Genomic DNA, 25745 nt, shown 5'->3' with positions numbered 1-25745 from the left:
CCTGACGTTAATTAACCGCGTCTTTCAGCGCCTTACCGGCGCGGAATCCCGGGACTTTGCCCGCAGGAATAGTAATTTCTTTACCGGTTTGCGGGTTGCGTCCGGTACGCTCTGCGCGCTCACGCACGGAAAATGTGCCAAACCCTACCAGCGCCACTTCGTCGCCCGCTTTAAGAGAGTCGGTTACCGCTTCCATAAAAGCATCCAGCACGCGTCCCGCCGCTGCTTTAGAGATATCAGCGTTTGCAGCAATGTTGTCGATCAACTGTGACTTATTCACTCAATCATCCCCTCTTTATTATTTACTTCGCAAACGGGCTTCCCCCCGTTACGAGCACGCATCAATTATCGTTGTTTGTCGAGTCGTAAAAGCAGGGCCTGTTCAGACCTTCACCGGCTTAACAGCCCCCTAAATTAACGGCACAAAAAAAAGCTGGCAAGTACGAATTCGTCTGCCAGCTCTGGATTTAGGGTCTTTTTGTCTTATATCACTATTTCGCCGTGGCAACCTGCATGCCGTATGGGGCATTTTGCAGGGCCAGGGTCAGCACTTCTTCGATACGCTTCACCGGGTGGATATCCAGATCGGCAATCACGTTGTCCGGAATTTCTTCCAGATCGCGCTTGTTTTCATCCGGGATCAGCACGGTTTTGATGCCGCCGCGATGCGCTGCCAGCAGCTTCTCTTTCAGGCCGCCGATAGGCAGAACCTGGCCGCGAAGCGTGATCTCGCCGGTCATCGCCACGTCGGCGCGCACCGGGTTACCGGTCAGACAGGAAACCAGCGCCGTACACATAGCGATACCCGCGCTTGGGCCATCTTTCGGCGTGGCGCCTTCCGGCACGTGCACGTGGATATCGCGTTTTTCGTAGAAGTCGCCGTTAATGCCCAGCTTCTCTGCACGCGCGCGTACCACGGTCAGTGCCGCCTGGATGGACTCCTGCATCACCTCGCCCAGCGAGCCGGTATAGGTCAGCTTGCCTTTGCCCGGCACGCACGCGGTTTCGATGGTCAGCAGATCGCCGCCCACTTCCGTCCATGCCAAACCCGTAACCTGTCCTACGCGGTTTTCGCTGTCGGCGCGGCCATAGTCGAAACGCTGCACGCCCAGGAAATCCTTCAGGTTATCGGCATTGATTTCGATATGGGTAACGCTCTTATCCATCAGCAGCGTTTTCACTGCTTTACGGCACAGCTTAGACAGCTCACGCTCAAGGCTACGCACGCCCGCTTCACGGGTGTAATAGCGAATGATACCCACGATGGCGCTGTCGTCTACGGTCAGCTCGCTCGCTTTCAGGGCGTTACGCTCAATCTGCTTCGGCAGCAGGTGCTGTTTGGCAATATTAAGCTTTTCGTCCTCGGTATAGCCCGACAGACGGATCACTTCCATACGGTCCAGCAGCGGTGCCGGAATGTTCATGGAGTTAGACGTCGCTACAAACATCACGTCGGAAAGGTCGTAATCGACTTCCAGATAGTGATCGTTAAAAGCGATGTTCTGCTCGGGATCCAATACCTCCAGCAGGGCCGATGCCGGGTCGCCGCGCATGTCCGAGGACATTTTATCGATCTCATCCAGCAGGAACAGCGGGTTCTTCACGCCAACCTTCGCCATTTTCTGGATCAGCTTGCCCGGCATAGAACCAATATAGGTACGACGGTGCCCACGGATTTCCGCTTCGTCGCGCACGCCGCCCAGCGCCATACGGACATATTTACGGCCGGTCGCCTTAGCGATCGACTGGCCCAGCGAGGTTTTACCCACGCCCGGCGGTCCCACCAGGCACAGGATCGGCCCTTTAATTTTGCTGACGCGGCTCTGCACCGCTAAATATTCCAGGATACGGTCTTTCACGCGCTCCAGGCCAAAGTGATCGGTATCCAGCGTTTCCTGCGCCTTCACCAGATCTTTCTTCACCTTGCTGCGCGCGTTCCACGGCACCTGGACCATCCAGTCGATATAGCCGCGCACCACCGTTGCTTCCGCCGACATTGGCGACATCATCTTCAGCTTCTGCAGCTCGGCTTCGGTTTTATCGCGCGCCTCTTTTGGCATTTTCGCCGCGTCGATTTTGCGCTTCAGCGCTTCGTTTTCGTCCGGCGCGTCGTCCATTTCGCCCAGTTCTTTCTGAATCGCCTTCATCTGCTCATTCAGATAGTACTCGCGCTGGCTCTTTTCCATCTGCTTTTTCACGCGGTTACGAATGCGTTTTTCCACCTGCAGCAGATCGATTTCCGACTCCATCATCGCCATCAGATATTCCAGACGTTCATTGACGTCGGACATCTCCAGCACGGACTGTTTGTCGGCCAGCTTCAGCGGCATATGGGCGGCGACGGTATCCGCAAGACGCGCGGCGTCTTCAATGCTGTTCAGCGAGGTCAGCACTTCCGGCGGGATTTTCTTATTCAGTTTGATATAGCCTTCAAACTGGTTAATCGCCGTGCGGACCAGCACTTCCTGCTCGCGTTCGTCAATTTCAGGCGAAACCAGATATTCCGCCTGAGCCGTAAAATGGTCACCGTTATCGGCGAGCGTAGTGATATGCGCGCGCTGCAGCCCTTCGACCAGCACTTTTACCGTGCCGTCAGGCAGCTTCAGCATCTGTAAAATTGACGCTACGGTCCCTACAGAGAAGAGATCGTTAATGCCAGGTTCATCCGTTGAAGCCTCTTTCTGTGCGACCAGCATGATCTTTTTGTCATGATCCATGGCGGCTTCAAGGCAGCGAATCGATTTTTCACGGCCTACAAACAACGGAATTACCATGTGCGGATAAACCACTACGTCACGCAACGGCAACACAGGGATTTCAATGCGTTCAGAACGCTCAGGATTCATAGAGCTCTCTCTTAGTTTAATTTCCGCCAGGGTGAGGGGAACCGCAATCGTCAGGCATGCAGTTTTACCCACAGGTAGTTGAGTATATGGGGATGAATGTAAGACATTCAACGTTATGTGCGAGAGAAAAGTAAATGGGGGAAAAATTTCCCCCATTTGCGCTAACCGGTTGGAAAGATGTGGTTATTTATTCGCCAGATGCCTGCTGCGCCTCGCCCTTGCCGTAAATCAGCATCGGATCCGATTCGCCCGCGATAACCGACTCGTCGATCACCACTTTTTCCACGTCGTCCATCGACGGCAGGTCGTACATCGTGTCCAGCAGCGCGCCCTCCACGATTGAGCGCAGCCCGCGCGCCCCGGTTTTGCGCGACATCGCCTTGCCCGCTATCGCCTTCAGCGCCTCTTCGCGGAACTCCAGCTCCACCCCTTCCAGGCTGAACAGCGCCTGATACTGCTTGGTCAGCGCGTTCTTCGGCTCGCACAGGATCTGGATCAGCGCTTCCTCGCTCAGCTCGGTCAGCGTCGCCACCACCGGCAGACGGCCGATAAACTCCGGGATCAGACCGAACTTAATCAGGTCCTCCGGCTCCACCTGCGCCAGCAGCTCGCCTTCCGTCGCCTTCTCCGCCTTGCCTTTTACCGTCGCGCCAAAGCCGATGCCCGAGCCGGTATCCACGCGCTGCGAGATAACCTTGTCCAGCCCGGCAAACGCGCCGCCGCAGATAAACAGGATTTTCGAGGTATCCACCTGCAGAAACTCCTGCTGAGGATGCTTGCGCCCGCCCTGCGGCGGCACCGCGGCGACCGTGCCCTCAATCAGCTTCAGCAGCGCCTGCTGCACGCCCTCGCCCGACACGTCGCGCGTGATGGACGGGTTGTCCGACTTGCGGGAAATCTTGTCGATTTCATCGATGTAAACGATGCCGCGCTGCGCTTTCTGCACGTCGTAGTCGCACTTCTGCAGCAGCTTCTGGATGATGTTTTCCACGTCCTCGCCCACGTAGCCCGCTTCGGTCAGCGTGGTGGCGTCGGCCATGGTAAACGGTACGTCCAGCAGGCGCGCCAGCGTTTCCGCCAGCAGCGTCTTGCCGCTGCCGGTCGGGCCAATCAGCAGGATGTTGCTTTTGCCCAGCTCGATGCCGTTGCTGGTGTCGCCGTTGCGCAGGCGCTTGTAGTGGTTGTAGACCGCCACCGCCAGCACCTTCTTCGCCCGCTCCTGGCCGATAACGTAGTCGTCCAGATGCTCGCGGATTTCGTGCGGCGTCGGCAGCGAACTGCGCTCGCGGTGGGGCGCGACTTCTTTGATCTCTTCGCGAATGATGTCGTTACATAAATCGACGCATTCGTCGCAGATATAGACTGACGGGCCGGCAATCAGCTTGCGGACTTCATGCTGGCTCTTGCCGCAAAAAGAGCAGTACAGCAGCTTCCCTGAACCGTCTTTGCGCTTATCTGTCATCAGTTAACCTCATGGCTTATCAGCGGCCCTTACAGGCTGTGTTCATTAATGGACCAGATCCTAATATAGCGCATTTCAGGGGCGTTTTGGCAGCAAAACCGGGACGCGCTGCGCCTGTCAGCCGCCGTGATTTTTTATCAGTATCCGGTAAGGCAGCGGGCGCCAGGTGATGAAAAGTAACGGGAACGGCTAATAAGCCGCTGTTTTGGCAGGCAATCATTCAGCGCCGCCACAGTTGATTTAGCTGTTGAATGGATTATGCTAAACTCTTGTCACTTATACAGATCGTTTCCTATGGAGTCTAAATAATGTCTCAGGAGCCAAAGAAAGAGAGCCCGGAAGAGAAATCCTCTCTGGCGCTTAACAAGTTACTGCAAGCCCGATCTGTGATCATTTCTGGCGAAATCGATCAGGCGCTGGCGGAGAAAGTTACCGCCCAGCTGCTGATCCTGCAGGAAATGGGCGATGAGCCGATCAAGCTGTTTATCAACAGTCAGGGCGGCCACGTCGAAGCTGGCGATACCATTCACGATATGATCAAGTTCGTGAAGCCGAAGGTACAGGTTATCGGCACCGGCTGGGTAGCCAGCGCGGGCATCACCATTTTCCTGGCGGCGGAGAAAGAAGATCGCTATACGCTGCCTAATACCCGCTTTATGATCCACCAGCCGCTGGGCGGCGTGCGCGGCAAGGTTTCCGATATCGAAATCGAAGCCAACGAGCTGCTGCGCGCGCGTGACCGTATCAACCGGCTGATCAGCAAAGCAACCGGCCAGCCGCTGGAAAAAGTGGAACAGGATACGGACAGCAACTACTGGATGGGTCCACAGCAGGCGATTGAATACGGCATCGCCAGCCATCTGATCACCCACTGGGACGAGCTGAAAGGTTAATCCCTTTTCCTTCCTTCTGAAGCCTCCTTAACCGGAGGCTGAGGTTGCTGACAAACTCCTGCTCTTTCATTAAGTCGCGTTCGGGCCGGAGAATAACACCATAGGCAGATCGGAACACGGATACGCCGCAGATCCGTTCGTGGAGGCTCGGTTGGCGCGTCCATGCGCCAAACGGTCCGTTTATCCGCTCAGCCTCTGCTGTACGAAGCTGATGTTTCGCTGTAAAAAACCAGTTCGTACAGACCCTTTAATTTTCAGCAGCCTGAAGCCTCCTTAACCGGAGGCTTTTTTTATTCTGCCTCACTGCCAAATCATAAGTAAAACTAAGCATTATCCGAATCTCCCGCCCAGGAATATGTACCAGCCATAACTCCGTGTATATTCCTTGCCGTTTATGGTTAAGGAAAAGAAAATGATCCGTAAAGAAATCTACAATCTGCAGATTGTCAGGGGGCTGGCCGCGCTGTGCGTGGTGCTGGAGCATCTCTCACCCCGCGCCGTTGCTCACTTCTTCAGTGCAGGACAGGTTGGCGTATCGATGTTCTTCTTCCTGAGCGGCTATATTATGATGCACACCTTCAGAGAGGATCAGTCAGCGGGCGCCTTTATTAAAAACAGAATAAAAAGGATCTATCCCGCCTACCTCATCCTCTCCATTCCCCTTATCTTATATACGCTCCACAAGACCGGCTCATTAACTTATCTTCTGCATAATCTCTTTCTCATCCCCTGGACGGAGTGGGACAGAGAGGCGTTGCCCTATAACTGGTCGGAATCGATGGCGAATCCGGCGGCCTGGACGCTGGTCTACGAGTTCTATTTTTATCTGCTGCTTTGCGTAGGCAAAACGTTGCTGAATAAAAAAGCCTTTGTTTTCTCCTTTACCACCGTAGCGATGCTCGCCATTCTTATTGCGACCAACATGACCTGGGGTAATGACGGCTATCTGGGCTGGCACGGCGTTACGTTCAAATCCGTGGCGGGCAACCTTGCGCTGCTGTCGTTTATCGTCGGCATGTGCGGACGGCAGCTGGGTTTCCACCACGTGAAAAAAAATCCCGCCGTATTTTTGCTGATCCCTGTCGCTATGCTGCTGCTGTGGCTGATGGCCAGACAGGGCGTAACCAATCTGCAAATCCGCGATCTGCTGGGGTCATGCCTGCCTTCCTGGACCTTTGTGCTGCTGATGGCCAACATGGAGGATTTTAAAGGCTTTGCCTACGATAAACTTCACGCTATCGGCATGTACTCTTATTCGCTCTATCTTTTCCATGCCAACTTTTATACCGCGAAGTGGATTGTCTTTAATAATCTTGCCCGTGTCGGCCTGGACTCTTCCCCGATCAAGGTGGCGGTTCTGCTGCTGTTTATCGCGCTGTCGCTGTTTATTTCAAAACATCTCTACCATTTGATTGAAAGAGGCGGCGCGTGGAAGATGCTGCGGGGCCGTAGCGTCAGAGCAGGCTGAGGGCACGACAGGCAGCAGGCTCCACGTCTGGCTTTTCAGGCGGTCAATGGCTGAAAGATCGGGCCGATAAAAAAAAGAGAGCCGGAAGGCTCTCTTTTTCAGGGGGACAGGTCGTACAGAGAACTATTCGCCGGACGCCTGCTGCGCCTCGCCCTTGCCGTAGATCAGCATCGGATCCGATTCGCCCGCGATAACCGACTCGTCGATCACCACTTTTTCCACGTCGTCCATCGACGGCAGGTCGTACATCGTGTCCAGCAGCGCGCCCTCCACGATTGAGCGCAGCCCGCGCGCCCCGGTTTTGCGCGACATCGCCTTGCCCGCTATCGCCTTCAGCGCCTCTTCGCGGAACTCCAGCTCCACCCCTTCCAGGCTGAACAGCGCCTGATACTGCTTGGTCAGCGCGTTCTTCGGCTCGCACAGGATCTGGATCAGCGCTTCCTCGCTCAGCTCGGTCAGCGTCGCCACCACCGGCAGACGGCCGATAAACTCCGGGATCAGACCGAACTTAATCAGGTCCTCCGGCTCCACCTGCGCCAGCAGCTCGCCTTCCGTCGCCTTCTCCGCCTTGCCTTTTACCGTCGCGCCAAAGCCGATGCCCGAGCCGGTATCCACGCGCTGCGAGATAACCTTGTCCAGCCCGGCAAACGCGCCGCCGCAGATAAACAGGATTTTCGAGGTATCCACCTGCAGAAACTCCTGCTGAGGATGCTTGCGCCCGCCCTGCGGCGGCACCGCGGCGACCGTGCCCTCAATCAGCTTCAGCAGCGCCTGCTGCACGCCCTCGCCCGACACGTCGCGCGTGATGGACGGGTTGTCCGACTTGCGGGAAATCTTGTCGATTTCATCGATGTAAACGATGCCGCGCTGCGCTTTCTGCACGTCGTAGTCGCACTTCTGCAGCAGCTTCTGGATGATGTTTTCCACGTCCTCGCCCACGTAGCCCGCTTCGGTCAGCGTGGTGGCGTCGGCCATGGTAAACGGTACGTCCAGCAGGCGCGCCAGCGTTTCCGCCAGCAGCGTCTTGCCGCTGCCGGTCGGGCCAATCAGCAGGATGTTGCTTTTGCCCAGCTCGATGCCGTTGCTGGTGTCGCCGTTGCGCAGGCGCTTGTAGTGGTTGTAGACCGCCACCGCCAGCACCTTCTTCGCCCGCTCCTGGCCGATAACGTAGTCGTCCAGATGCTCGCGGATTTCGTGCGGCGTCGGCAGCGAACTGCGCTCGCGGTGGGGCGCGACTTCTTTGATCTCTTCGCGAATGATGTCGTTACATAAATCGACGCATTCGTCGCAGATATAGACTGACGGGCCGGCAATCAGCTTGCGGACTTCATGCTGGCTCTTGCCGCAAAAAGAGCAGTACAGCAGCTTCCCTGAACCGTCTTTGCGCTTATCTGTCATTAACTTGCCCCTCTTGTTTAACGCTGACGGCCCAGGCCGTCAGTCTGCCTTTATGACGGCAGCAATCTCTTTTACCAACCAGCGCCGCTTAACCGCGCTGGTTCAAAATGGCGTCGACCAGACCGTACTCCACCGACTCGCTGGCAGAAAGGAAACGATCGCGCTGGGTGTCGCGCTCGATGGTTTCGACGCTCTGACCGGTATGTTTGGCCATCAGCTCATTCATCATCTGCTTGGTTTTGATAATTTCACGCGCGTGAATATCGATATCCGACGCCTGACCCTGGAAGCCGCCCAGCGGCTGGTGGATCATCACGCGGGAATGCGGCAGGCAGTAGCGTTTGCCTTTCGCGCCGGCGGTCAACAGGAAAGAACCCATTGAACAGGCCTGGCCCATACAGATGGTGCTGACGTCAGGTTTGATAAATTGCATGGTGTCGTAAATAGACATGCCCGCGGTAATTACGCCACCAGGAGAGTTAATATAAAGGTGGATATCTTTTTCCGGGTTTTCTGCTTCCAGAAACAGCATCTGCGCGACGATCAGGTTCGCCATATGATCCTCGACCTGGCCGGTCAGGAAGATAATGCGCTCCTTCAGCAGGCGGGAAAAGATGTCGTAAGAACGCTCTCCGCGAGAAGTTTGTTCAACCACCATTGGCACTAAAGCCATATGAGGTGCTGTTTGTTCACGTTCGCCACTGTATGACATTACCGTCTCCTGGATTTTTCATTTGGCCACACTACCAATTCTACTTGAGAGCGTTCCGGAACACTATGTCCCCAACTTTATTCACCCGAAAGCTATCGGCGATCCTAAAGCCTTACCGTAACTTTACTATCTGGGGATACACCCCCGCTAATTCAAGCATAACAACGTTTTCAGGCGGCTGCTAACCAGGAAAAGTAGCATAGTCGATAATTTGCCGCTTTAATGAGCGAATAAGGCCCATAATGTCACGCCATCCGGCGGATAAAAGAAAAAAGCCCGCGGTCATGATGACCGCGGGCTTTAATTTATCCTGAAAAATCAGACGATCAGGCCGTTTGGGTCTGGTTCATCAGTTCCTGGAAGTTTGTCGCTTTTTCGGTCACTTTGGCTTTTTCCAGCACGGCTTCCACCGCCTGTTCTTCCAGCGCGACGTTGCGCATGTTGTTCATCAGCTCGTTATTTTTGCTGTAGAACTCGATCACTTCAGCCGGATCTTCGTAGGCAGACGCCATCTCTTCGATCAGGGTCTTCACGCGATCTTCATCCGCTTTCAGCTCGTGGCTGCGGATAACTTCGCCCAGCAGCAGACCAACCACCACGCGGCGCTTAGCCTGCTCTTCGAACAGTTCGCGAGGCAGCTCAAGAGCCTGCTTCTCGTTACCGCCGAAGCGCTGTGCAGCCTGACGCTTCAGCACGTCGATTTCGCTGTCGATCAGGGCAGCCGGCACCTCGATGTCGTTAGCGCTGACCAGGCCGTCGATAGCCTGAGTCTTCACACGGTTACGCACGGCGCCTTTCAGCTCGCGCTCCATGTTTTTACGCACTTCGGTACGCAGGCCCGCTACGGAGCCATCTTCCACGCCGAAACGCTTGATGAACTCTTCGGTGAATTCCGGCAGCTCGCGCTCTTCAACTTTCTTCAGCACGATCTCGAACTTCGCCGCTTTCCCTTTCAGGTTTTCAGCGTGGTAGTCTTCCGGGAAGTTCACGTCGATAGTGAAGGTTTCGCCCGCTTTGTGGCCAACCACACCGTCTTCAAAGCCTGGGATCATACGGCCCTGGCCCATCGCCAGTACGAAGTCGGACGCTTTGCCGCCTTCGAACTCTTCGCCGTCTACAGAGCCGGAGAAGTCGATGGTCACGCGATCTTCAGCTGCCGCTGCGCGATCGGTTTCTTTCCAGGTCGCCTGCTGCTTGCGCAGGGTGTCCAGCATGGCATCGACGTCTTCGTCGGTCACGGAAACAACCGGTTTTTCAACTTCGATTGCTTCCAGGCCTTTCAGCTCGACTTCCGGATAGACTTCGAACTCTACGGAGAAAGTGAAGTCTTCGCCGGTTTTGTATTCGCCCGGCACGTAGTTTGGCGCGCCAGCCGGATTGATTTTCTCTTTGATGATCGCATCAACAAAGTTGCGCTGCATCAGATCGCCCAGCACGTCCTGACGAACAGACGCGCCGTAACGCTGTGCAACCACGGTCATCGGCACTTTCCCTTTACGGAAACCGTCGATACGCACTTTTTTCGCTACGCTGACCAGCTCATTTTTCACCGCGTTTTCGATCACATCTTTAGCAACGGTAATCGTAACGCGACGGCCCAGGCCCTGAGTTGTTTCTACTGAAACTTGCATCTTATTACCTCAAAAAATCACGTGCTCGGTCAACTTCAGACTCGCTCTACCCGTCAGGGCAAAGTAAGACTAAGAACCGGGACGGCCTCTGATGTCAGAACCGCATTCCCTGTTGTCAGAAGCGTCCCGAAGACATTCGGAAAAACAGACGCAGCATTATAGCGGCAACGGCAAAGCGAGTCGAGGCTGCAACGCGCCGCCATTTTGTTAAGGTTCACGCTTTTTGCATCTGAAAGGAGTAAAAGAAAGGGTTAACGCGGTTTTTTCGACCAGAAACAACAAAGCGGCCCGCAGGCCGCTTCAGATTTTCAGAGATTGCCTCAGGCCAGCGTACCGGCACCACGACAGTTGGGCGAAGCCGGAACCGTGTCCTGTAACCCTACCCACTCTTTTTCGGTATAGGTATGCAGCGCCAGCGCGTGGACGCTTCCCGCCAGCTCGTCGGCCAGCACGCCATAAATGGCGCGATGCCGCATCAGAAAGCGCTGGTTAAGAAAGCTGTCGCTGACGATAACTATCTTGAAGTGACTTTCCGCCCCTGCAGGCACATTGTGACGATAGCTTTCGTCATGAACCTCCAGGTGCACGGGTGTAAATGCCGTTCTCAACTTTTCTTCTATTTGTTCGCGGATCATAACCACACTCCTCTACGACCTGATGCGCCCCATCTTATTCAATATTAGCCGGATTTCGCCGCCTGCCGATCCGTTTACGGAAAAATATCCGCCGTTCAGGCGCGCTACTGTGCATTTTCCCGCTGGCGGCTGCAACTGTCCGCGCGCAGAAAGCGCGTCCGACCGCCCGGGTGAAAAGATAAGGTAATGAATTTGCGCGTCGCCGGGGCTTCCTCTTGCTACAGGCAATGTTATGATGACCTCGGTTTTGTCCGGACTACACCCCATAAAATCGAGAACATAAGCATGCTAAAAAAATTATTCTTCCCTCTGCTGGCGGTATTTATGCTGGCCGGCTGCGCCACCAACAGCACCACGCTGAACGTTTCGCCAGTCATCAAACTGCCGCAGCAGGATCCGAGCCTGATGGGCGTCACCGTCAGCATTAACGGTGCCGATCAGCGTAGCGATAAAGCGCTCGCCAAAGTGAACCGCGACGGCCAGCTGGTCACGCTGACCCCGTCCCGCGATCTGCGTTTCCTGCTTCAGGAAGTGCTGGAGAAACAAATGGGCGCGCGCGGCTATATGATCGGCCCGAACGGCGCGGTTGATTTGCAGATCGTGGTGAACAACCTTTATTCAGACGTTACCCAGGGCAACGTGCGCTACAGCATTACCACCAAGGCCGATATCTCTATTATTGCTACCGCAAAAAACGGCAACAAGCAGGTGAAAAACTACCGTCAGACCTACAGCGTCGAAGGCGCGTTTAACGCCACCAACGATAAGATCACCAACGCGGTCAACGCGACGCTGGGCGACGTCATCGACGATATGGCGCAGGACACCAGCATTCACGAGTTTATCAAGCAAAACGCCCGTTAATATAGCCTTGCCCGCCGCGCTGGCGGGCACTGTTTAAGGTTTGTATGCCCAGTCACTATCTGCAAATTTTCACCCGTCGTAACGCCGCCCTTCTGCTCCTGCTCGGTTTCTCTTCCGGTTTGCCGCTGGCGCTGACGTCCGGCACGTTACAGGCCTGGATGGCCGTAGAAAATGTCGATATTAAAACCATCGGCTTTTTTTCGCTGGTTGGGCAGGCTTACGTCTTTAAGTTTCTCTGGTCGCCGCTGATGGACCGCTATACGCCGCCGTTTTTAGGACGTCGGCGCGGCTGGCTGTTGGTGACCCAGCTGCTGCTGATCGTCGCTATTGCGCTGATGGGCTTTATGCAGCCGTCACGCGATCTGACGCTGCTCGCCTCGCTGGCGGTGCTGGTCGCCTTCTGTTCCGCCTCGCAGGATATTGTTTTTGACGCCTGGAAAACGGATATCCTGCCTGCCGAAGAGCGCGGCAGCGGCGCGGCAATCAGCGTGTTCGGCTACCGGCTGGCGATGCTGGTTTCCGGCGGGCTGGCGCTCTGGCTGGCCGACCGTTATCTGGGCTGGCAGGCCATCTGGTGGCTGATGGCCGCGATGATGGTGCCGGGCGTGATCGCCACGCTGCTGGCGAAGGAACCGGATGAGGCAATTGTTCAGCCGCGCTCGCTGGAAGAAGCGGTGATTGCGCCGCTGCGCGATTTTTTCACCCGTAATAACGCCTGGCTGATCCTGTCGTTGATTGTCCTTTATAAGCTTGGCGACGCCTTTGCCGCCAGCCTGACCACTATCTTCCTTATTCGCGGCGTGGGCTTTGACGCAGGCGACGTGGGGCTGGTGAACAAAACGCTTGGTCTGTTCGCCACGATTATCGGCGCGCTGTTCGGCGGCGTACTGATGCAGCGGCTGAGCCTTTATCGCGCGCTGATGCTGTTTGGCATCCTACAGGCGCTGTCAAACCTGGCTTACTGGCTGCTGTCGGTGACCGACAAACACCTTTACAGCATGGCGGCGGCCGTCTTTGCAGAGAATCTGTGCGGCGGTATGGGCACGGCGGCCTTTGTGGCGCTGCTGATGACGCTGTGCAACAAGTCGTTTTCCGCCACGCAGTTCGCGCTGCTTTCTGCCCTGTCCGCCGTCGGTCGCGTCTATGTCGGGCCGGTCGCGGGCTGGTTTGTGGCAGGCTGGGGCTGGCCCGCGTTTTACGCCTTTTCCGTCGCGGCGGCGCTGCCGGGGCTGGTGTTGCTGGCGGGCTGTAAGCGCACGCTGGACAGGGCAGAGAAAACGCGCGAGTTCGCTCCCCGCGATCGTTGGCCACATGCCTACCGCTGGGCTATCCGTCTGCTGCTGTTGGGCTGCGCGCTGGCGGGGATTGCGCTGGCGCTGCTGGCACTGGATGCCCTGGGCGTGGCGCATATCGACCATTTACTCGCAACGCTGTTTGGCGGCGCGGCGCTGCTGGGGTTGGCGGGCGTGATGCTGGGTTCGCTGCTCGATTATCTGGCGCAGCGCAGCGCGCAGGACTAAGGTCATTTGCCGTCCGGCAATCGGACGGCGGTTCCCGTTGTCACCCGTCTGGCCGGGCCGGGCTTCACTCATTGATGTGCGTTTGCCATTGTCAACAACAATTGATAACCAGAGTGAATAGTGTGATAAACCTCACGTAACAAGCTCGCTCACCCGAGAAAGCGGATGCAGACCACCCCGGATTTAAGGCAAACTCAGTGCCGTCTGATTACATCGGGTTAGCATTGAAGAAGCCGGAATACATTAGCAGCGCTGTTCTGTGCACCCTTAACGGCTATTATTTATTGCCCATAGCAGAAAATAAGCTAACAGCAACGTAACAAACGCCCTTTTTTTTCGCTGTAAATAGCGGCAGTGGTGTAGGTAATTTAATCATTTTTTAACAATTCCACCGCTGCGCTTATTTTGCCTCGTCCGTTATTTCCTAAAGATTCTCGTCTTTACATTTACAATAAAACGAGAAAACACAACCGCTACGAAACTATTTTTGTTTATTTGACATAGATCAAATGCTACAGCTATGTTAAATAATTGAGTACCAATTTCGCTGTTTATAGCGACCCTGATTTCTGAAGGGGATTTTCCATCTGTTTTTGTTATATCACCCCCAAAGCCCTGCTATTATTCATATTTTGTCACCCTCCGAAACATGTGTGACAGTGTTTGCAAAAGGTGTCAACACCTCGCTGACACAAGCTGTTGCTGGTTTACAGTACTGAAACGTTCCCGTAAAATGCCGCCACACTTAAACGACAATAGAGCCCTTGTCATTGAGGTCGTTAAATGAGACTCAGGAAATACAATAAAAGTTTGGGGATTCTGTCATTAATCGCAGGCACTGTATTGTTAAGTGGCTGTGATAGTGCATTGTTGAGTCCCAAAGGACAGGTTGCAATGGAGCAACGTTCGCTGATACTGACAGCCTTCGGCTTGATGATGATCGTCGTTATTCCCGCAGTCCTGATGGCCGTGGTGTTCGCCTGGAAATATCGGGCATCGAATACCGAAGCAAAATACAGTCCAAACTGGTCACACTCGAATAAAGTGGAAGCCGTGGTATGGACTGTGCCCATCCTTATCATTCTCTTCCTTGGCGTCCTGACGTGGAAATCAACCCACGCGCTGGAACCAAGCAAACCGTTGGCTTCCAATGTGAAACCCATTGAGATTGATGTGGTGGCGCTGGACTGGAAATGGCTGTTTATCTACCCTGAACAGGGTATTGCAACCGTTAACCAGATTGCTTTCCCGGCCAACACGCCAGTGACCTTTAAGATCACTTCGAACTCCGTGATGAACTCCTTCTTCATTCCTACCCTCGGTAGCCAGATTTACGCTATGGCGGGTATGCAGACTCAGCTGAACCTGATCGCGAATGAGGCCGGCACGTTTGACGGTATCTCCTCTAACTTCAGCGGTCGCGGCTTCTCCGGCATGAAGTTCAAAGCTATCGCCACACCTGATAATGCAGCATTCGATCAGTGGGTAGCGAAAGCGAAAGAGTCTTCTAACCAGCTGATGACCATGGATGATTTCGAGAAACTGGCTGCGCCAAGCGAAAACCATCCGGTGGAGTTCTTCTCTACGGCGAATCCTGATTTGTTCAAGCAGGTTATTGGCAAATTCAAGATGAACCACGGGAATATGGCTATGTCCTCTGAGCATGAAGGCATGGACATGAACGACGCCTCTCACGCGGGAGCCGAGGAATAATACGATGTTGGGAAAATTAACCCTTGATGCTGTTCCGTACCATGAGCCGATTATCATGGTTACGGTTGCCGCCATCATTCTTGGTGGTCTGGCTGTTGCTGGAGCAATCACTTACTTCGGTAAGTGGCAATACCTGTGGACTGAATGGCTGACGTCAGTCGACCATAAAAAACTGGGTATCATGTATATCATCGTGGCTTTCGTCATGTTGCTGCGCGGCTTTGCCGATGCGGTCATGATGCGTAGCCAGCAGGTGATGGCCTCGATGGGCGATCCAGGCTTCCTGCCGCCTCATCACTACGACCAGATCTTCACCGCTCACGGCGTGATCATGATCTTCTTCGTAGCAATGCCGTTCGTTATCGGTCTGATGAACATTGCTGTTCCTTTGCAGATCGGCGCGCGCGACGTGGCCTTCCCGTTCCTGAACAACCTGAGCTTCTGGTTCACGGCTGTGGGCGTGGTGCTGGTTAACCTGTCACTGGGTGTGGGCGAGTTTGCTCAGACCGGCTGGCTGGCTTATCCACCGCTTTCCGGCGCGGAATACAGTCCGGGGGTCGGGGTCGACTACTGGATCTGGAGTCTGCAGCTCTCCGGTATCGGGACGACATTAACAGGTATTAACTTCTTCGTTACTATCCTGAGAATGCGCGCTCCGGGCATGACCATGTTCAAAATGCCTGTGTTTACCTGGGCATCCCTGTGTACTAACGTACTGATCATCGTCTCCTTCCCGGTTCTGACCGTGACGCTGGCGCTGCTGACCCTTGACCGTTATCTGGGCTTCCATTTCTTTACCAACGAAATGGGCGGCAACATGATGATGTACGTCAACCTGATTTGGGTCTGGGGACATCCGGAAGTTTATATCCTGGTTCTGCCTGTCTTCGGCGTGTTCTCCGAAGTGGTTGCAACCTTCTCGAAAAAACGCCTGTTTGGTTACACCTCGCTGGTTTGGGCAACGGTTGTTATCACCGTCCTTTCCTTCATCGTGTGGCTGCACCACTTCTTTACGATGGGTGCCGGTGCGAACGTTAACGCCTTCTTCGGTATCATGACGATGATTATCGCCATCCCGACCGGTGTTAAGATCTTCAACTGGCTGTTCACCATGTACCAGGGCCGCATTCAGATGCACTCTGCCATGCTGTGGACCGTAGGCTTCCTGGTCACCTTCTCTGTTGGTGGTATGACCGGTGTTCTGCTGGCGGTGCCGGGTGCTGACTTCGTTCTGCACAACAGTCTGTTCCTGATTGCCCACTTCCATAACGTTATTATCGGTGGTGTGGTATTCGGTTGCTTTGCTGGCGTGACTTACTGGTTCCCGAAAGCGTTCGGCTTCTGCCTGAACGAAAAATGGGGTATCCGCGCCTTCTGGTTCTGGATCATCGGTTTCTTTGTTGCCTTTATGCCGCTGTACGCGCTGGGCTTCATGGGCATGACCCGTCGTCTGAGCCAGAATATCGATCCTCAGTTCCACACTCTGCTGGTGGTTGCGGCAGTCGGTGCTGCGCTGATCGCTTGTGGCGTCCTGTGCCAGCTTACCCAGTTCTGGGTATCTGTACGTGACCGCGAGCAGCTGCGCGACCTGACCGGTGACCCGTGGGGCGGTCGTACGCTGGAGTGGGCAACCTCTTCACCACCACCGTTCTACAACTTTGCTGAAGTGCCTGTTATCCACGAGCGCGATGCGTTCTGGGAAATGAAAGAGAAAGGCGAAGCGTACAAACGTCCTGCTAAGTATGAAGAGATCCACATGCCGAAAAACAGCGGCGCGGGTCTGGTCATCGGTCTGTTCAGCATGGTGTTTGGTTTTGCCGCTATCTGGCACATCTGGTGGCTGGCTGGTCTCACCTTCCTCGGCATGATCCTTACCTGGATTATCAAGAGCTTCGACGATGACGTGGATTACTACGTTCCCGTTGCCGAGATCGAAAAAATCGAGAATCAGCACTTTGACGAAATTAGCAAAGCAGGTCTGAAAAATGTCAACTGAAACTCTGACTAAGCACCACGACGCCCATGCGGAGCATGGGCATCACGATGCAGGAGCCAATAAGCTGTTTGGCTTCTGGATCTACCTGATGAGCGACTGCATCATCTTCGCCACGCTGTTCGCGACCTATGCTGTTATGGTCAACAACACCGCTGGCGGCCCGTCAGGGAAAGATATTTTTGAATTACCGTTTGTTCTGGTTGAAACCGCCCTGCTGCTGTTCAGCTCCATTACCTACGGCTTTGCCGTTATCAGCATGGAAAAAGGGACTAAGTCTGCCGTTCTCGGCTGGCTGGGCCTGACCTTCCTGTTTGGTCTTGGCTTTATCGGGATGGAAATCTATGAGTTCCATCACCTGATTACCGAAGGCTTTGGTCCGCAGCGCAGCGGCTTCCTGTCGGCGTTCTTCACGCTGGTAGGTACGCACGGTCTGCACGTGACGTCAGGTCTGATCTGGATGCTGGTGCTGATGTATCAGGTTGCCACCAAGGGCCTGACCTCCACCAACCACACCCGCGTGATGTGCCTGAGCATGTTCTGGCACTTCCTGGACGTTGTCTGGATCTGCGTATTTACCATTGTTTATCTGCTGGGGGCCATGTAATGAGCAAGACATTAAGCGATCATGGTACCTCTCACGGTAACGTGAAGACTTATATGATCGGCTTTATTCTGTCGATCATTCTGACTGCGATTCCATTCTGGATCGTCATGGAAGGTGGCGCGTCTAAAACGACGATGCTGGCCGTGGTGGTAATTGCAGCCGTGGTACAGGTGCTGGTGCATCTTTATTACTTCCTGCACCTCAGCACGTCTACCGATCAGCGTTGGAATCTGGTGGCGATAGTGTTTTCCGCCGTCATCATTCTGATTGTCGTAGTGGGCTCTATATGGATTATGTGGAACCTCAATTACAACATGATGGTCCGTTAAAGAGTCGCCTGTGATGATTAAGCAATACCTGCAAGTAACGAAACCAGGAATTATTTTCGGGAATTTAATTTCTGTCATCGGGGGATTTCTGCTGGCTTCTAAAGGCAGCATCGACTATTCCCTGTTTCTCACCACCTTAGTCGGCGTCTCGCTGGTGGTCGCATCGGGTTGTGTTTATAACAACTTTATTGACCGCGACATCGACGTAAAAATGGAGAGAACCAGAAACCGTGTGCTGGTAAAAGGCCTCATTTCTCCGACAGTCTCTCTGGTTTATGCAACCGTTCTGGGTATTGCTGGATTCGCGTTGCTGTATCTCGGAGCAAACCCGCTGGCCATGTGGCTGGCGGTGATGGGCTTTGTGGTTTACGTCGGTATTTACAGCCTCTATATGAAGCGTAAATCCGTCTACGGCACGCTGATTGGTAGCCTTTCCGGCGCTGCGCCGCCGGTTATCGGCTACTGTGCCGTCAGCAACCAGTTCGACGCTGGCGCGCTGATCCTGCTGGCTATCTTTAGCCTGTGGCAGATGCCGCATTCCTATGCGATTGCTATCTTCCGCTTTAAAGATTACCAGGCAGCGAATATCCCGGTTCTGCCGGTGGTAAAAGGCATCTCCGTGGCGAAAAACCATATCACGCTGTATATCCTGGCGTTTATGGTTGCGACACTGATGCTGACGCTGGTGGGCTACGCGGGCTACAAATATCTGGTGGTCGCCGCCGCCGTGAGCGTATGGTGGCTGGGAATGGCGCTTTCGGGCTATAAGACGCAGAACGATCGCGTCTGGGCACGCAAGCTGTTCGTTTTCTCCATCGTCGCCATCACCGCGCTAAGCGTGATGATGTCGGTTGACTTTATGACGCCGGCCTCAAAGGATTTACTGACTTACGTCTGGTAACTTCCACCTCCTCCGAAGGGCGCGATTATCGCGCCCTTTCTTTTTGTTACCACTTCTCGTTAATAATAATTTTACCCACCTTTCCCAACGCCTTAAAATATGCTCACCAGATAAACTGAGGTAGTAATGAACGATAATAAAATGACTCCGGTCGAACTGCGTGCGACATGGGGTTTGGGAACGGTATTCTCCCTGCGTATGCTGGGCATGTTTATGGTTCTGCCCGTCCTGACCACTTACGGCATGGCATTACAGGGAGCCAGCGAAGCGCTGATAGGTCTTGCTATCGGCATCTACGGTTTGGCACAGGCCGTGTTTCAAATTCCTTTTGGTCTGCTTTCCGACCGTATCGGCCGCAAGCCGCTGATTGTCGGCGGACTACTGATTTTCGTGCTCGGCAGCGTGATTGCTGCCAGCACCAACTCTATTTGGGGTGTGATCCTGGGCCGCGCTTTACAGGGTTCCGGCGCGATTGCGGCGGCGGTAATGGCTCTGCTTTCCGACCTGACGCGCGAGCAGAACCGCACCAAAGCAATGGCCTTTATCGGTATCAGCTTCGGCGTTACCTTTGCGATTGCGATGGTGCTTGGGCCGATTGTGACCCATGCGCTTGGTCTGCATGCGCTGTTCTGGATGATTGCGCTGCTGGCGTCCAGCGGCATTGTGATCACGCTGCTGGTGGTGCCTTCCGCCTCTAACCATATGCTTAACCGCGAATCCGGCATTGTTAAGGGCAGCTTCCGCGCGGTGCTGGCCAACAGCCGCCTGGTCAAGCTGAACTTCGGCATTATGTGCCTGCATATTCTGCTGATGTCCAGCTTCGTGGCGCTGCCCGGCGAGTTCGAGCAGGCCGGCTTCCCGGCGGAGCAGCACTGGAAAGTCTATCTGGTCACCATGCTGATCGCTTTCTGCGGCGTGATCCCGTTTATTATCTATGCGGAAGTGAAGCGCCAGATGAAGCGGGTATTTATCGCCTGCGTGGCGATTATCCTGATCGCAGAAATCGTGCTCTGGGGCGCGGGCAACCACTTCTGGACGCAGGTCTTAGGCGTGCAGCTGTTCTTTATCGGCTTTAACCTGATGGAGGCGATTTTGCCTTCGCTGGTCAGTAAAGAATCGCCACCGGGCTATAAGGGCACCGCGATGGGCGTCTACTCCACCAGCCAGTTTATTGGCGTGGCGATCGGCGGTAGCCTGGGCGGCTGGCTGTATGGCCACTTCGATGCCTCCACCGTCTTTGTGGTCGGCGCTTTTATCGCCGTAGTCTGGCTGCTGGTGAGCTGCACCATGCAGGAGCCGCCGTACGTCAGCAGCCTGCGTATCGTGCTGCACGATGATATTACCGACACCGCCGCGCTGGAAAAACGCCTGAGGGCGCAGCCTGGCGTCGCCGCCGTCTTTATCGTGCCGGAAGAGCGAAGCGCCTACGTGAAGATTGACAGCAAAGTCACCAATCGCCCCGAGCTGGAAGCGCTGGTCGGCAGCTGCTGATTATCTGTTAATGGGGCCTGTCGCCCCATTATTTCCGGCCTCGCTCCCCGCCCTCCCCTCTTTGTCGCGCTGCGTAATGCCGTGATAACGCCTTTACGATGACAAAGTCTGGCGGAAGCGGTGGAATTCAGGCGGGGAAAACTGAATAAAAGGGCGATGCATCGCCCTTTTATTATTAATCGCGGAAATTTTTAAACTGGAAAGGCTGCCCCAGGTCGCCGCCGCGCACCAGCGCCATCGCGCCCTGAAGATCGTCACGGGACTTACCGGTCACGCGCACTTCTTCACCCTGCACCTGAGACTGCACTTTCAGCTTGCTGTCTTTGATCAGCTTGACGATTTTTTTCGCCACGTCAGACGGGATGCCTTTTTTCAGTTTGACTTCCACGCTCCAGCTTTTGCCGCTGTGCTCAATCTCTTCCGGCACTTCCAGCGCGCCGCCTTCAATGCTGCGCTTGAGCAGCTTTTCGCGCAGAATATCCACCAGCTGCTTCACCTGAAAATCAGACTCGCTCAGCACCTTGATCGTTTCGTTTTTCTCGTTCAGCTCATAACTGGCCGTCACGTTGCGAAAATCGAAACGGGTGGAAATTTCACGGTTGGCGTTTTCAACGGCGTTGCGCACTTCCTGCAGGTCGATTTCAGATACGATATCGAATGATGGCATGATTTTTTCTCCTGATTCTGTTGTGACAGGCATAATACCGACTTAGCATCAGTAAAAAAACCATCGGCATGGAAAGCTATAATAAGAACAGCTCTGCCAGCGCGGCCTTCGGCCCGGCAGAATTAATCCAACCCGCTGCGGAGAGGAAGAATGAAGATTACCGTATTGGGATGCGGCGCTTTAGGGCAGATCTGGCTGGCTGCGCTGGACGCTCAGGGCAATGAGGTGCAGGGGTGGCTACGCGTACCGCAGCCTTATTGCTCGGTCAACGTGGTGGATCTTGAGGGCAACATAAGTAACAAAACCTTTATTGCCAACGACCCTGCTTTTTTAGCGGAAAGCGACCTGCTGCTGGTAACGCTGAAAGCGTGGCAGGTATCCGAAGCGGTAAAAAATTTGCGGTTTATTCTGCGTGAAGACTGCCCGATCCTGCTGCTGCATAATGGCATGGGCACGCTTGACGAGCTTAAAATGCTCACGCAGCCGCTGCTGCGCGGGATCACGACCCATGCGGCAAAGCGCGACGGCACCATGGTTATCCATGTTGCTTCCGGCATTACCCACATAGGCCCGACTTCTCCGGACGGCGCCATGCTCAGCAGGCTGGCAGAAACGCTGCAACAGGCGCTGCCGGACGTCGCCTGGCATAACAATGTCTCCTCCGCCGCCTGGCAAAAGCTGGCCGTAAACTGCGTGATCAATCCGCTGACGGTTCAGTATGACTGCACCAACGGCGAGCTGCTTAACCATCCGCAGGAGGTGGCCCTGCTCTGCGATGAAGTGGCGATGGTTATGGAGCGTGAAGGTGAACATACCTCTCGCGAGGCGCTGCTGGACTACGTGAAAGAGATTATTACCGCGACCGCCGCCAATACCTCTTCCATGCTGCAGGATATCCGCGCGCAGCGGCGTACGGAGATTGACTATATTACCGGCTACGTTATCCGTCGTGCGCGGGCGCAGGGGCTGACCACGCCGGAAAACAGCCGACTTTATGAAATGATTAAGCGTAAGGAACAAGATTATGAGCGCGAGCGTACTGGTTTGCCTGGCACCTGGCAGTGAAGAAACCGAAGCCGTTACCACTATCGATCTGCTGGTGCGCGCGGGCTTCACGGTCACTACCGCCAGCGTAACGGATGACGGCAGCAAAGAAATCCGCTGTTCGCGCGGCGTACGGCTGTTAACCGATGCCACGCTGGTTGAGGTAGCCGACAACGATTTTGCCGCCATCGTGCTGCCCGGCGGCCTGAAAGGCGCGGAAGCCTTTCGCGACAGCCCGCTGCTGGTGGAAACGGTGCGGCAGTTTCACCAGTCCGGCCGTATTGTCGCGGCGATCTGCGCAGCGGCCGGCACGGTGCTGGTGCCGCATAAGCTGTTTCCGATTGCCAATATGACCGGCTTTCCCGGCCTCAAGGAGACTATTCCCGAAAGCCAGTGGATGGATAAACGCGTGGTTTGGGATCGCCGCTTCAATCTGCTCACCAGCCAGGCGCCCGGCACCGCGATCGACTTTGCCCTGAAGCTGATCGATCTGTTGGCAGGTAAAGAGAAAGCGCATGAGGTGGCGCAGCAGCTGGTGCCGGCGGCGGGTATTTTTGACTATCGGGAATGGGTGGAATAGATCCGGCCTGCGCGACTACCCGTTTGAGCGGCGTCGCTGACGGGCAAAGGCCTGCTGGCGACAGAGAAGCAGCCAGGCCAGCGCTTTAGCCGGTAACCTGTTGCGAACAAAAGCGGAGTTAAGAGATAAAAAAGGCGCTGAAGCCAGCGCCTTTTACCTTTCCGCTTACGGACGGTAAACCTTAACGTTTTTAAAGCCCTGCTCGTGTAAATAGAGCGCCTGCAAACGGCTCATTACGCCCCGATCGCAGTAAAGCAGCCAGGTTTTGCTCTGATCCAGATCGCCGAACTGGGTGCTGAGTTTATAGAACGGCATGCCTTTTACCTCAACGCCTTCCAGCTCCAGCGGCTTGTCATCCTGCTCGTCAGGCGAGCGGATATCCAGCACCACGTCGTTGTCGCCAAACGACACCACGGTTTCGACTTCCACCACTTCCTGCTCGGTCTCTTCCGCAATCTGACGGATATCGACATTGGTGGCTTCTTCGATAGCTTTCTCCAGCACGGCAAAATCAAAGTTCTGCTCTTCCGCTTCGATTTTCGCCTTTACCGCTTTTACCGTTGGGCTTTTCGAGATCACGCCGCAATACTCCGGCATGGTACGGGCAAAATCTTCCGTGCCGATATGGCGCGCCAGCTTGATGATGTGCTCTTTGTCATGCGAAATCAGCGGGCGCAGGATCAGCGTATCGGAAGCGTTGTCGATCAGCCGCAGGTTAGTCAGCGTCTGGCTGGAGACCTGGCCCAGCGCTTCGCCGGTCACCAGCGCCTGCACGCCGTAGCGCTCGGCGATAGTCGAGGCCGCACGCACCATCATGCGTTTCAGCACCACGCCCATCTGGCCGTCGTCCACTTTTTCCAGGATCTCGCCAACCACCGGTTCGAAGTTGATAGCCACGAAGCGCACCTTGTGCGAGCGGCCAAAACGGTTCCACAGGTAATGCGCCACCTGACGCACGCCGATTTCATGCGCCGCGCCGCCAAGGTTAAAGAAGCAGTAGTGCACGCGGCAGCCGCGACGCATCAGCATATAGCTGGACACGCCGGAGTCGAAGCCGCCGGAGATCAGCGACAGCACGTCTTCCTGGCTGCCGATAGGGAAACCGCCGATGCCTTCATAGCGTCCGGTGATCAGCAGCAAGCGATCGTCTTCGATCTCCAGGTTGACCGTGACCTGCGGATGGTTCAGCTTGACCTGCGCGCTCTGGACGTGCTGATTCAGCCCGCCGCCTACATAGCGCTCAACGTCCTGCGAGCTGAACTCATGCTTGCCGCGACGCTTGACGCGTACGGAGAAGGTTTTGCCTTCGATACGCTCGCGGTTCATCGCCAGCGTCTGCTCAAAAATGTTGTGCAGATCGGTATAGCCGCGCTCTTCGACTTCCAGCACGTGATGAATACCGGGAATGCGCGACAGTTCGTCAATAATATAGCCGCGCTGGCTTTCGTTTTTGGAACGGACTTCGATATGGTCCCAGTGGCGCACCACGGCCAGCGTCTCGTCGCACTGTTTCAATACGTTACGAATGTTCGTCGTTAACATTTTGATAAAACGCAGGCGAACGGACTGGCTTTTAATGGTGATTTCAGGGAATAATTTAATGATAAACTTCATGGTGGCACGGGCTCAACGGGCAATTAAGTGCTGAAATGGAGCGCACTTAGCTGGTAAAATCAGAGAATTGCAAAGTAGCTTACGCCCTTCACATCCAGGGGAGATGAGTGTATCACATCTGCCCGGCGACTGCTTCTTCAACAGCGCCCGGAATCATTATTTTGCTAATCAATTTGAGTCGGCTACCATGAGTGACCTGACAGACTAAAACATCACCGAGCAACCGTTATTATGCCGAAAAAAGCCGAACAGCCCGCCAGTTTTGAAACCTCGCTTGCCCAGCTGGAGCAAATTGTCTCCCGTCTTGAAAGCGGCGAGCTGCCGCTGGAAGAGGCGCTCAACGAATTTGAACGCGGCGTGCAGCTGGCGCGAGCGGGCCAGCAGAAACTGCAGCAGGCGGAACAGCGTGTGCAAATCCTGCTTAACGACGACAAAAATGGCGACCTTCAGCCCTTCACGCCGGAAAACGACTGATGGATTTTAGCGCTCTTCTTACCGCGCATCACGCGCGCGTCAACCTGGCTTTACAACGCTTTATTACCGCGCTGCCCTTTCAGCAGTCTCCGCTGGTGAATGCCATGGAGTACGGCGCGCTGCTCGGCGGCAAGCGCCTGCGCCCGTTTCTGGTGTATGCTACCGGCAAAATGCTTCATGCTGACGATGCCGCGCTGGATGCGCCCGCTGCGGCGGTCGAGTGCATTCATGCCTACTCGCTGATCCATGACGATCTGCCTGCGATGGACGATGACAGCCTGCGTCGCGGCCAGCCGACCTGCCATATTAAATTCAGCGAAGATACGGCTATTTTGGCCGGTGACGCGCTACAAACGCTGGCCTTCACTATACTTGCCGATACGCCTTTGCCTGGCGTAACGGCAGAGTACCGTATTGCGATGATTTCCGAGCTGGCGCAGGCCAGCGGCGTTGCGGGCATGTGTGGCGGCCAGGCGCTGGATCTGGCGGCGGAAGGCCAGCAGGTCGGTCTGCGCGAGCTTGAGCAAATTCACCGTTATAAAACCGGCGCGCTGATCCGTTGCGCGGTTCGCCTGGGCGCTTTGACCGCCGGCGACAGAGGACGCGACGCGCTGCCCGCGCTCGATCGCTATGCCGAAGCCATCGGCCTGGCGTTTCAGGTGCAGGACGATATTCTGGATGTGGTGGGCGACACCGCCATCATCGGCAAACGGCAGGGAGCCGATCAGCAGTTAGGAAAAAGTACCTACCCGGCGTTGATGGGACTTGAGCGCGCGCGGGCAAAAGCGTGGGAGCTCTGTCAGGAGTCGCTCAGCGCACTGGAAATACTTGCCGCGCAAGGCTTTGACACAGCATCACTACAGCTGCTTGCAAGTTACATAATTGAACGCAATAAATAACTTT

23 protein-coding genes are annotated in these 25745 nt (G+C 55.1%); 14 read left to right on the top strand and 9 right to left on the bottom strand.

Features of this window, described 5'->3' with window-relative positions; translation table 11 throughout:
- Positions 1-7: 7 nt before the first annotated feature.
- The 3 genes from hupB to clpX (AB3U87_RS07950) form a co-directional block, all read right to left on the bottom strand.
- Positions 8-280 carry a nucleoid-associated protein HU-beta gene (gene hupB, locus AB3U87_RS07960; protein ID WP_125288435.1) on the bottom strand — a complete coding sequence of 91 codons (273 nt, stop codon included), beginning with the start codon at positions 278-280 and terminating at the stop codon, positions 8-10.
- Between the two features lie 211 nt (positions 281-491).
- Positions 492-2846: an endopeptidase La gene (gene lon / locus AB3U87_RS07955; RefSeq protein ID WP_125288434.1), complete on the bottom strand. Its 2355-nt coding sequence runs from the start codon at positions 2844-2846 to the stop codon at positions 492-494.
- A 187-nt stretch (positions 2847-3033) separates the two neighbouring features.
- Entirely contained in the window at positions 3034-4308 is a 1275-nt protein-coding gene (gene clpX, locus AB3U87_RS07950; RefSeq protein ID WP_394148813.1) for an ATP-dependent protease ATP-binding subunit ClpX, read from the bottom strand.
- A 308-nt stretch (positions 4309-4616) separates the two neighbouring features.
- Here clpX (AB3U87_RS07950) and AB3U87_RS07945 point away from each other — a divergent pair, with 308 nt between their 5' ends.
- Both AB3U87_RS07945 and AB3U87_RS07940 read left to right on the top strand, forming a co-directional pair.
- Entirely contained in the window at positions 4617-5201 is a 585-nt protein-coding gene (locus tag AB3U87_RS07945; protein WP_253455049.1) for an ATP-dependent Clp protease proteolytic subunit, read from the top strand.
- Positions 5202-5613: 412 nt separating this feature from the next.
- Positions 5614-6669 carry an acyltransferase family protein gene (locus tag AB3U87_RS07940; RefSeq protein ID WP_253455050.1) on the top strand — a complete coding sequence of 352 codons (1056 nt, stop codon included), beginning with the start codon at positions 5614-5616 and terminating at the stop codon, positions 6667-6669.
- A gap of 123 nt (positions 6670-6792) precedes the next feature.
- Here AB3U87_RS07940 and clpX (AB3U87_RS07935) read toward each other — a convergent pair whose 3' ends face one another.
- The 4 genes from clpX (AB3U87_RS07935) to bolA all read right to left on the bottom strand — a co-directional run bounded on the left by clpX (AB3U87_RS07935) (position 6793) and on the right by bolA (position 11045).
- Positions 6793-8067, bottom strand: a complete 1275-nt coding sequence (clpX, locus tag AB3U87_RS07935) for an ATP-dependent protease ATP-binding subunit ClpX (protein ID WP_394148813.1) — start codon at positions 8065-8067, stop codon at positions 6793-6795.
- An 88-nt stretch (positions 8068-8155) separates the two neighbouring features.
- Positions 8156-8779 (bottom strand): ATP-dependent Clp endopeptidase proteolytic subunit ClpP, encoded by a 624-nt coding sequence (gene clpP / locus AB3U87_RS07930; protein ID WP_125288429.1) that lies wholly within the window; start codon positions 8777-8779, stop codon positions 8156-8158.
- 326 nt (positions 8780-9105) lie between these two features.
- Positions 9106-10410, bottom strand: coding sequence for a trigger factor (gene tig, locus AB3U87_RS07925; protein WP_253455053.1), 1305 nt, complete (start codon positions 10408-10410; stop codon positions 9106-9108).
- A 320-nt stretch (positions 10411-10730) separates the two neighbouring features.
- Positions 10731-11045 carry a transcriptional regulator BolA gene (bolA, locus tag AB3U87_RS07920; protein ID WP_253455054.1) on the bottom strand — a complete coding sequence of 105 codons (315 nt, stop codon included), beginning with the start codon at positions 11043-11045 and terminating at the stop codon, positions 10731-10733.
- A 285-nt stretch (positions 11046-11330) separates the two neighbouring features.
- On the opposite strand from bolA, the gene AB3U87_RS07915 reads away from it, so the two are divergent.
- The 8 genes from AB3U87_RS07915 (at position 11331) to AB3U87_RS07880 (ending at position 20463) form a co-directional block, all read left to right on the top strand.
- A complete protein-coding gene (locus tag AB3U87_RS07915) occupies positions 11331-11909 on the top strand; it encodes a lipoprotein (RefSeq protein ID WP_253455055.1) in 579 nt (192 codons plus the stop codon).
- A gap of 44 nt (positions 11910-11953) precedes the next feature.
- Positions 11954-13429: a muropeptide MFS transporter AmpG gene (ampG, locus tag AB3U87_RS07910; RefSeq protein WP_394148812.1), complete on the top strand. Its 1476-nt coding sequence runs from the start codon at positions 11954-11956 to the stop codon at positions 13427-13429.
- Between the two features lie 783 nt (positions 13430-14212).
- Positions 14213-15142 (top strand): cytochrome o ubiquinol oxidase subunit II, encoded by a 930-nt coding sequence (gene cyoA / locus AB3U87_RS07905; protein WP_125288424.1) that lies wholly within the window; start codon positions 14213-14215, stop codon positions 15140-15142.
- Positions 15143-15146: 4 nt separating this feature from the next.
- Positions 15147-17138 carry a cytochrome o ubiquinol oxidase subunit I gene (gene cyoB / locus AB3U87_RS07900; RefSeq protein WP_253455059.1) on the top strand — a complete coding sequence of 664 codons (1992 nt, stop codon included), beginning with the start codon at positions 15147-15149 and terminating at the stop codon, positions 17136-17138.
- Positions 17128-17742, top strand: a complete 615-nt coding sequence (locus AB3U87_RS07895) for a cytochrome o ubiquinol oxidase subunit III (RefSeq protein ID WP_253455061.1) — start codon at positions 17128-17130, stop codon at positions 17740-17742. Before cyoB ends, AB3U87_RS07895 begins: the two co-directional genes overlap by 11 nt.
- A complete protein-coding gene (locus AB3U87_RS07890; protein ID WP_125288421.1) occupies positions 17742-18071 on the top strand; it encodes a cytochrome o ubiquinol oxidase subunit IV in 330 nt (109 codons plus the stop codon). The genes AB3U87_RS07895 and AB3U87_RS07890 overlap by 1 nt, the downstream gene beginning before the upstream one ends.
- 13 nt (positions 18072-18084) lie before the next feature.
- Complete coding sequence (gene cyoE / locus AB3U87_RS07885; protein WP_125288628.1) at positions 18085-18972, top strand: heme o synthase; 888 nt, start codon at positions 18085-18087, stop codon at positions 18970-18972.
- Positions 18973-19098: 126 nt separating this feature from the next.
- Entirely contained in the window at positions 19099-20463 is a 1365-nt protein-coding gene (locus AB3U87_RS07880; protein ID WP_253455063.1) for an MFS transporter, read from the top strand.
- A 175-nt stretch (positions 20464-20638) separates the two neighbouring features.
- Here the strand turns inward: AB3U87_RS07880 and AB3U87_RS07875 are convergent, their stop codons facing one another.
- Positions 20639-21130: a YajQ family cyclic di-GMP-binding protein gene (locus tag AB3U87_RS07875; RefSeq protein WP_125288419.1), complete on the bottom strand. Its 492-nt coding sequence runs from the start codon at positions 21128-21130 to the stop codon at positions 20639-20641.
- 150 nt (positions 21131-21280) lie between these two features.
- Between AB3U87_RS07875 and panE the strand changes: the two genes are divergently transcribed.
- Positions 21281-22195: a 2-dehydropantoate 2-reductase gene (panE, locus tag AB3U87_RS07870; RefSeq protein WP_369896324.1), complete on the top strand. Its 915-nt coding sequence runs from the start codon at positions 21281-21283 to the stop codon at positions 22193-22195.
- Positions 22155-22754: a protein deglycase YajL gene (yajL, locus tag AB3U87_RS07865; RefSeq protein ID WP_253455067.1), complete on the top strand. Its 600-nt coding sequence runs from the start codon at positions 22155-22157 to the stop codon at positions 22752-22754. Before panE ends, yajL begins: the two co-directional genes overlap by 41 nt.
- A gap of 165 nt (positions 22755-22919) precedes the next feature.
- Here the strand turns inward: yajL and thiI are convergent, their stop codons facing one another.
- Positions 22920-24368, bottom strand: a complete 1449-nt coding sequence (gene thiI, locus AB3U87_RS07860) for a tRNA uracil 4-sulfurtransferase ThiI (RefSeq protein ID WP_125288416.1) — start codon at positions 24366-24368, stop codon at positions 22920-22922.
- 231 nt (positions 24369-24599) lie between these two features.
- On the opposite strand from thiI, the gene xseB reads away from it, so the two are divergent.
- Positions 24600-24842 carry an exodeoxyribonuclease VII small subunit gene (gene xseB, locus AB3U87_RS07855; protein WP_125288415.1) on the top strand — a complete coding sequence of 81 codons (243 nt, stop codon included), beginning with the start codon at positions 24600-24602 and terminating at the stop codon, positions 24840-24842.
- Entirely contained in the window at positions 24842-25741 is a 900-nt protein-coding gene (ispA, locus tag AB3U87_RS07850) for a (2E,6E)-farnesyl diphosphate synthase (protein WP_253455069.1), read from the top strand. The genes xseB and ispA overlap by 1 nt, the downstream gene beginning before the upstream one ends.
- Positions 25742-25745 lie beyond the last annotated feature (4 nt).

Origin of the sequence: Erwinia plantamica (genome assembly GCF_043420595.1) — a bacterium.
GTDB lineage: Bacteria > Pseudomonadota > Gammaproteobacteria > Enterobacterales > Enterobacteriaceae > Erwinia > Erwinia aeris.
The sequence above is the reverse complement of the archived record's forward strand: the minus strand, read 5'-3'. Positions and strand labels throughout refer to the sequence as shown.

Excerpts from the sequence above, each read along its gene's own strand:
- lon (WP_125288434.1), bottom strand. The coding sequence starts at position 2,846 with ATGAATCCTGAGCGTTCTGAACGCATTGAAATCCCTGTGTTGCCGTTG.
- clpX (WP_394148813.1), bottom strand. The coding sequence starts at position 4,308 with ATGACAGATAAGCGCAAAGACGGTTCAGGGAAGCTGCTGTACTGCTCT.
- AB3U87_RS07945 (WP_253455049.1), top strand. The coding sequence starts at position 4,617 with ATGTCTCAGGAGCCAAAGAAAGAGAGCCCGGAAGAGAAATCCTCTCTG.
- AB3U87_RS07940 (WP_253455050.1), top strand. The coding sequence starts at position 5,614 with ATGATCCGTAAAGAAATCTACAATCTGCAGATTGTCAGGGGGCTGGCC.
- clpX (WP_394148813.1), bottom strand. The coding sequence starts at position 8,067 with ATGACAGATAAGCGCAAAGACGGTTCAGGGAAGCTGCTGTACTGCTCT.
- clpP (WP_125288429.1), bottom strand. The coding sequence starts at position 8,779 with ATGTCATACAGTGGCGAACGTGAACAAACAGCACCTCATATGGCTTTA.
- tig (WP_253455053.1), bottom strand. The coding sequence starts at position 10,410 with ATGCAAGTTTCAGTAGAAACAACTCAGGGCCTGGGCCGTCGCGTTACG.
- bolA (WP_253455054.1), bottom strand. The coding sequence starts at position 11,045 with ATGATCCGCGAACAAATAGAAGAAAAGTTGAGAACGGCATTTACACCC.
- AB3U87_RS07915 (WP_253455055.1), top strand. The coding sequence starts at position 11,331 with ATGCTAAAAAAATTATTCTTCCCTCTGCTGGCGGTATTTATGCTGGCC.
- ampG (WP_394148812.1), top strand. The coding sequence starts at position 11,954 with ATGCCCAGTCACTATCTGCAAATTTTCACCCGTCGTAACGCCGCCCTT.
- cyoA (WP_125288424.1), top strand. The coding sequence starts at position 14,213 with ATGAGACTCAGGAAATACAATAAAAGTTTGGGGATTCTGTCATTAATC.
- cyoB (WP_253455059.1), top strand. The coding sequence starts at position 15,147 with ATGTTGGGAAAATTAACCCTTGATGCTGTTCCGTACCATGAGCCGATT.
- AB3U87_RS07895 (WP_253455061.1), top strand. The coding sequence starts at position 17,128 with ATGTCAACTGAAACTCTGACTAAGCACCACGACGCCCATGCGGAGCAT.
- AB3U87_RS07890 (WP_125288421.1), top strand. The coding sequence starts at position 17,742 with ATGAGCAAGACATTAAGCGATCATGGTACCTCTCACGGTAACGTGAAG.
- cyoE (WP_125288628.1), top strand. The coding sequence starts at position 18,085 with ATGATTAAGCAATACCTGCAAGTAACGAAACCAGGAATTATTTTCGGG.
- AB3U87_RS07880 (WP_253455063.1), top strand. The coding sequence starts at position 19,099 with ATGAACGATAATAAAATGACTCCGGTCGAACTGCGTGCGACATGGGGT.
- AB3U87_RS07875 (WP_125288419.1), bottom strand. The coding sequence starts at position 21,130 with ATGCCATCATTCGATATCGTATCTGAAATCGACCTGCAGGAAGTGCGC.
- panE (WP_369896324.1), top strand. The coding sequence starts at position 21,281 with ATGAAGATTACCGTATTGGGATGCGGCGCTTTAGGGCAGATCTGGCTG.
- yajL (WP_253455067.1), top strand. The coding sequence starts at position 22,155 with ATGAGCGCGAGCGTACTGGTTTGCCTGGCACCTGGCAGTGAAGAAACC.
- thiI (WP_125288416.1), bottom strand. The coding sequence starts at position 24,368 with ATGAAGTTTATCATTAAATTATTCCCTGAAATCACCATTAAAAGCCAG.
- xseB (WP_125288415.1), top strand. The coding sequence starts at position 24,600 with ATGCCGAAAAAAGCCGAACAGCCCGCCAGTTTTGAAACCTCGCTTGCC.
- ispA (WP_253455069.1), top strand. The coding sequence starts at position 24,842 with ATGGATTTTAGCGCTCTTCTTACCGCGCATCACGCGCGCGTCAACCTG.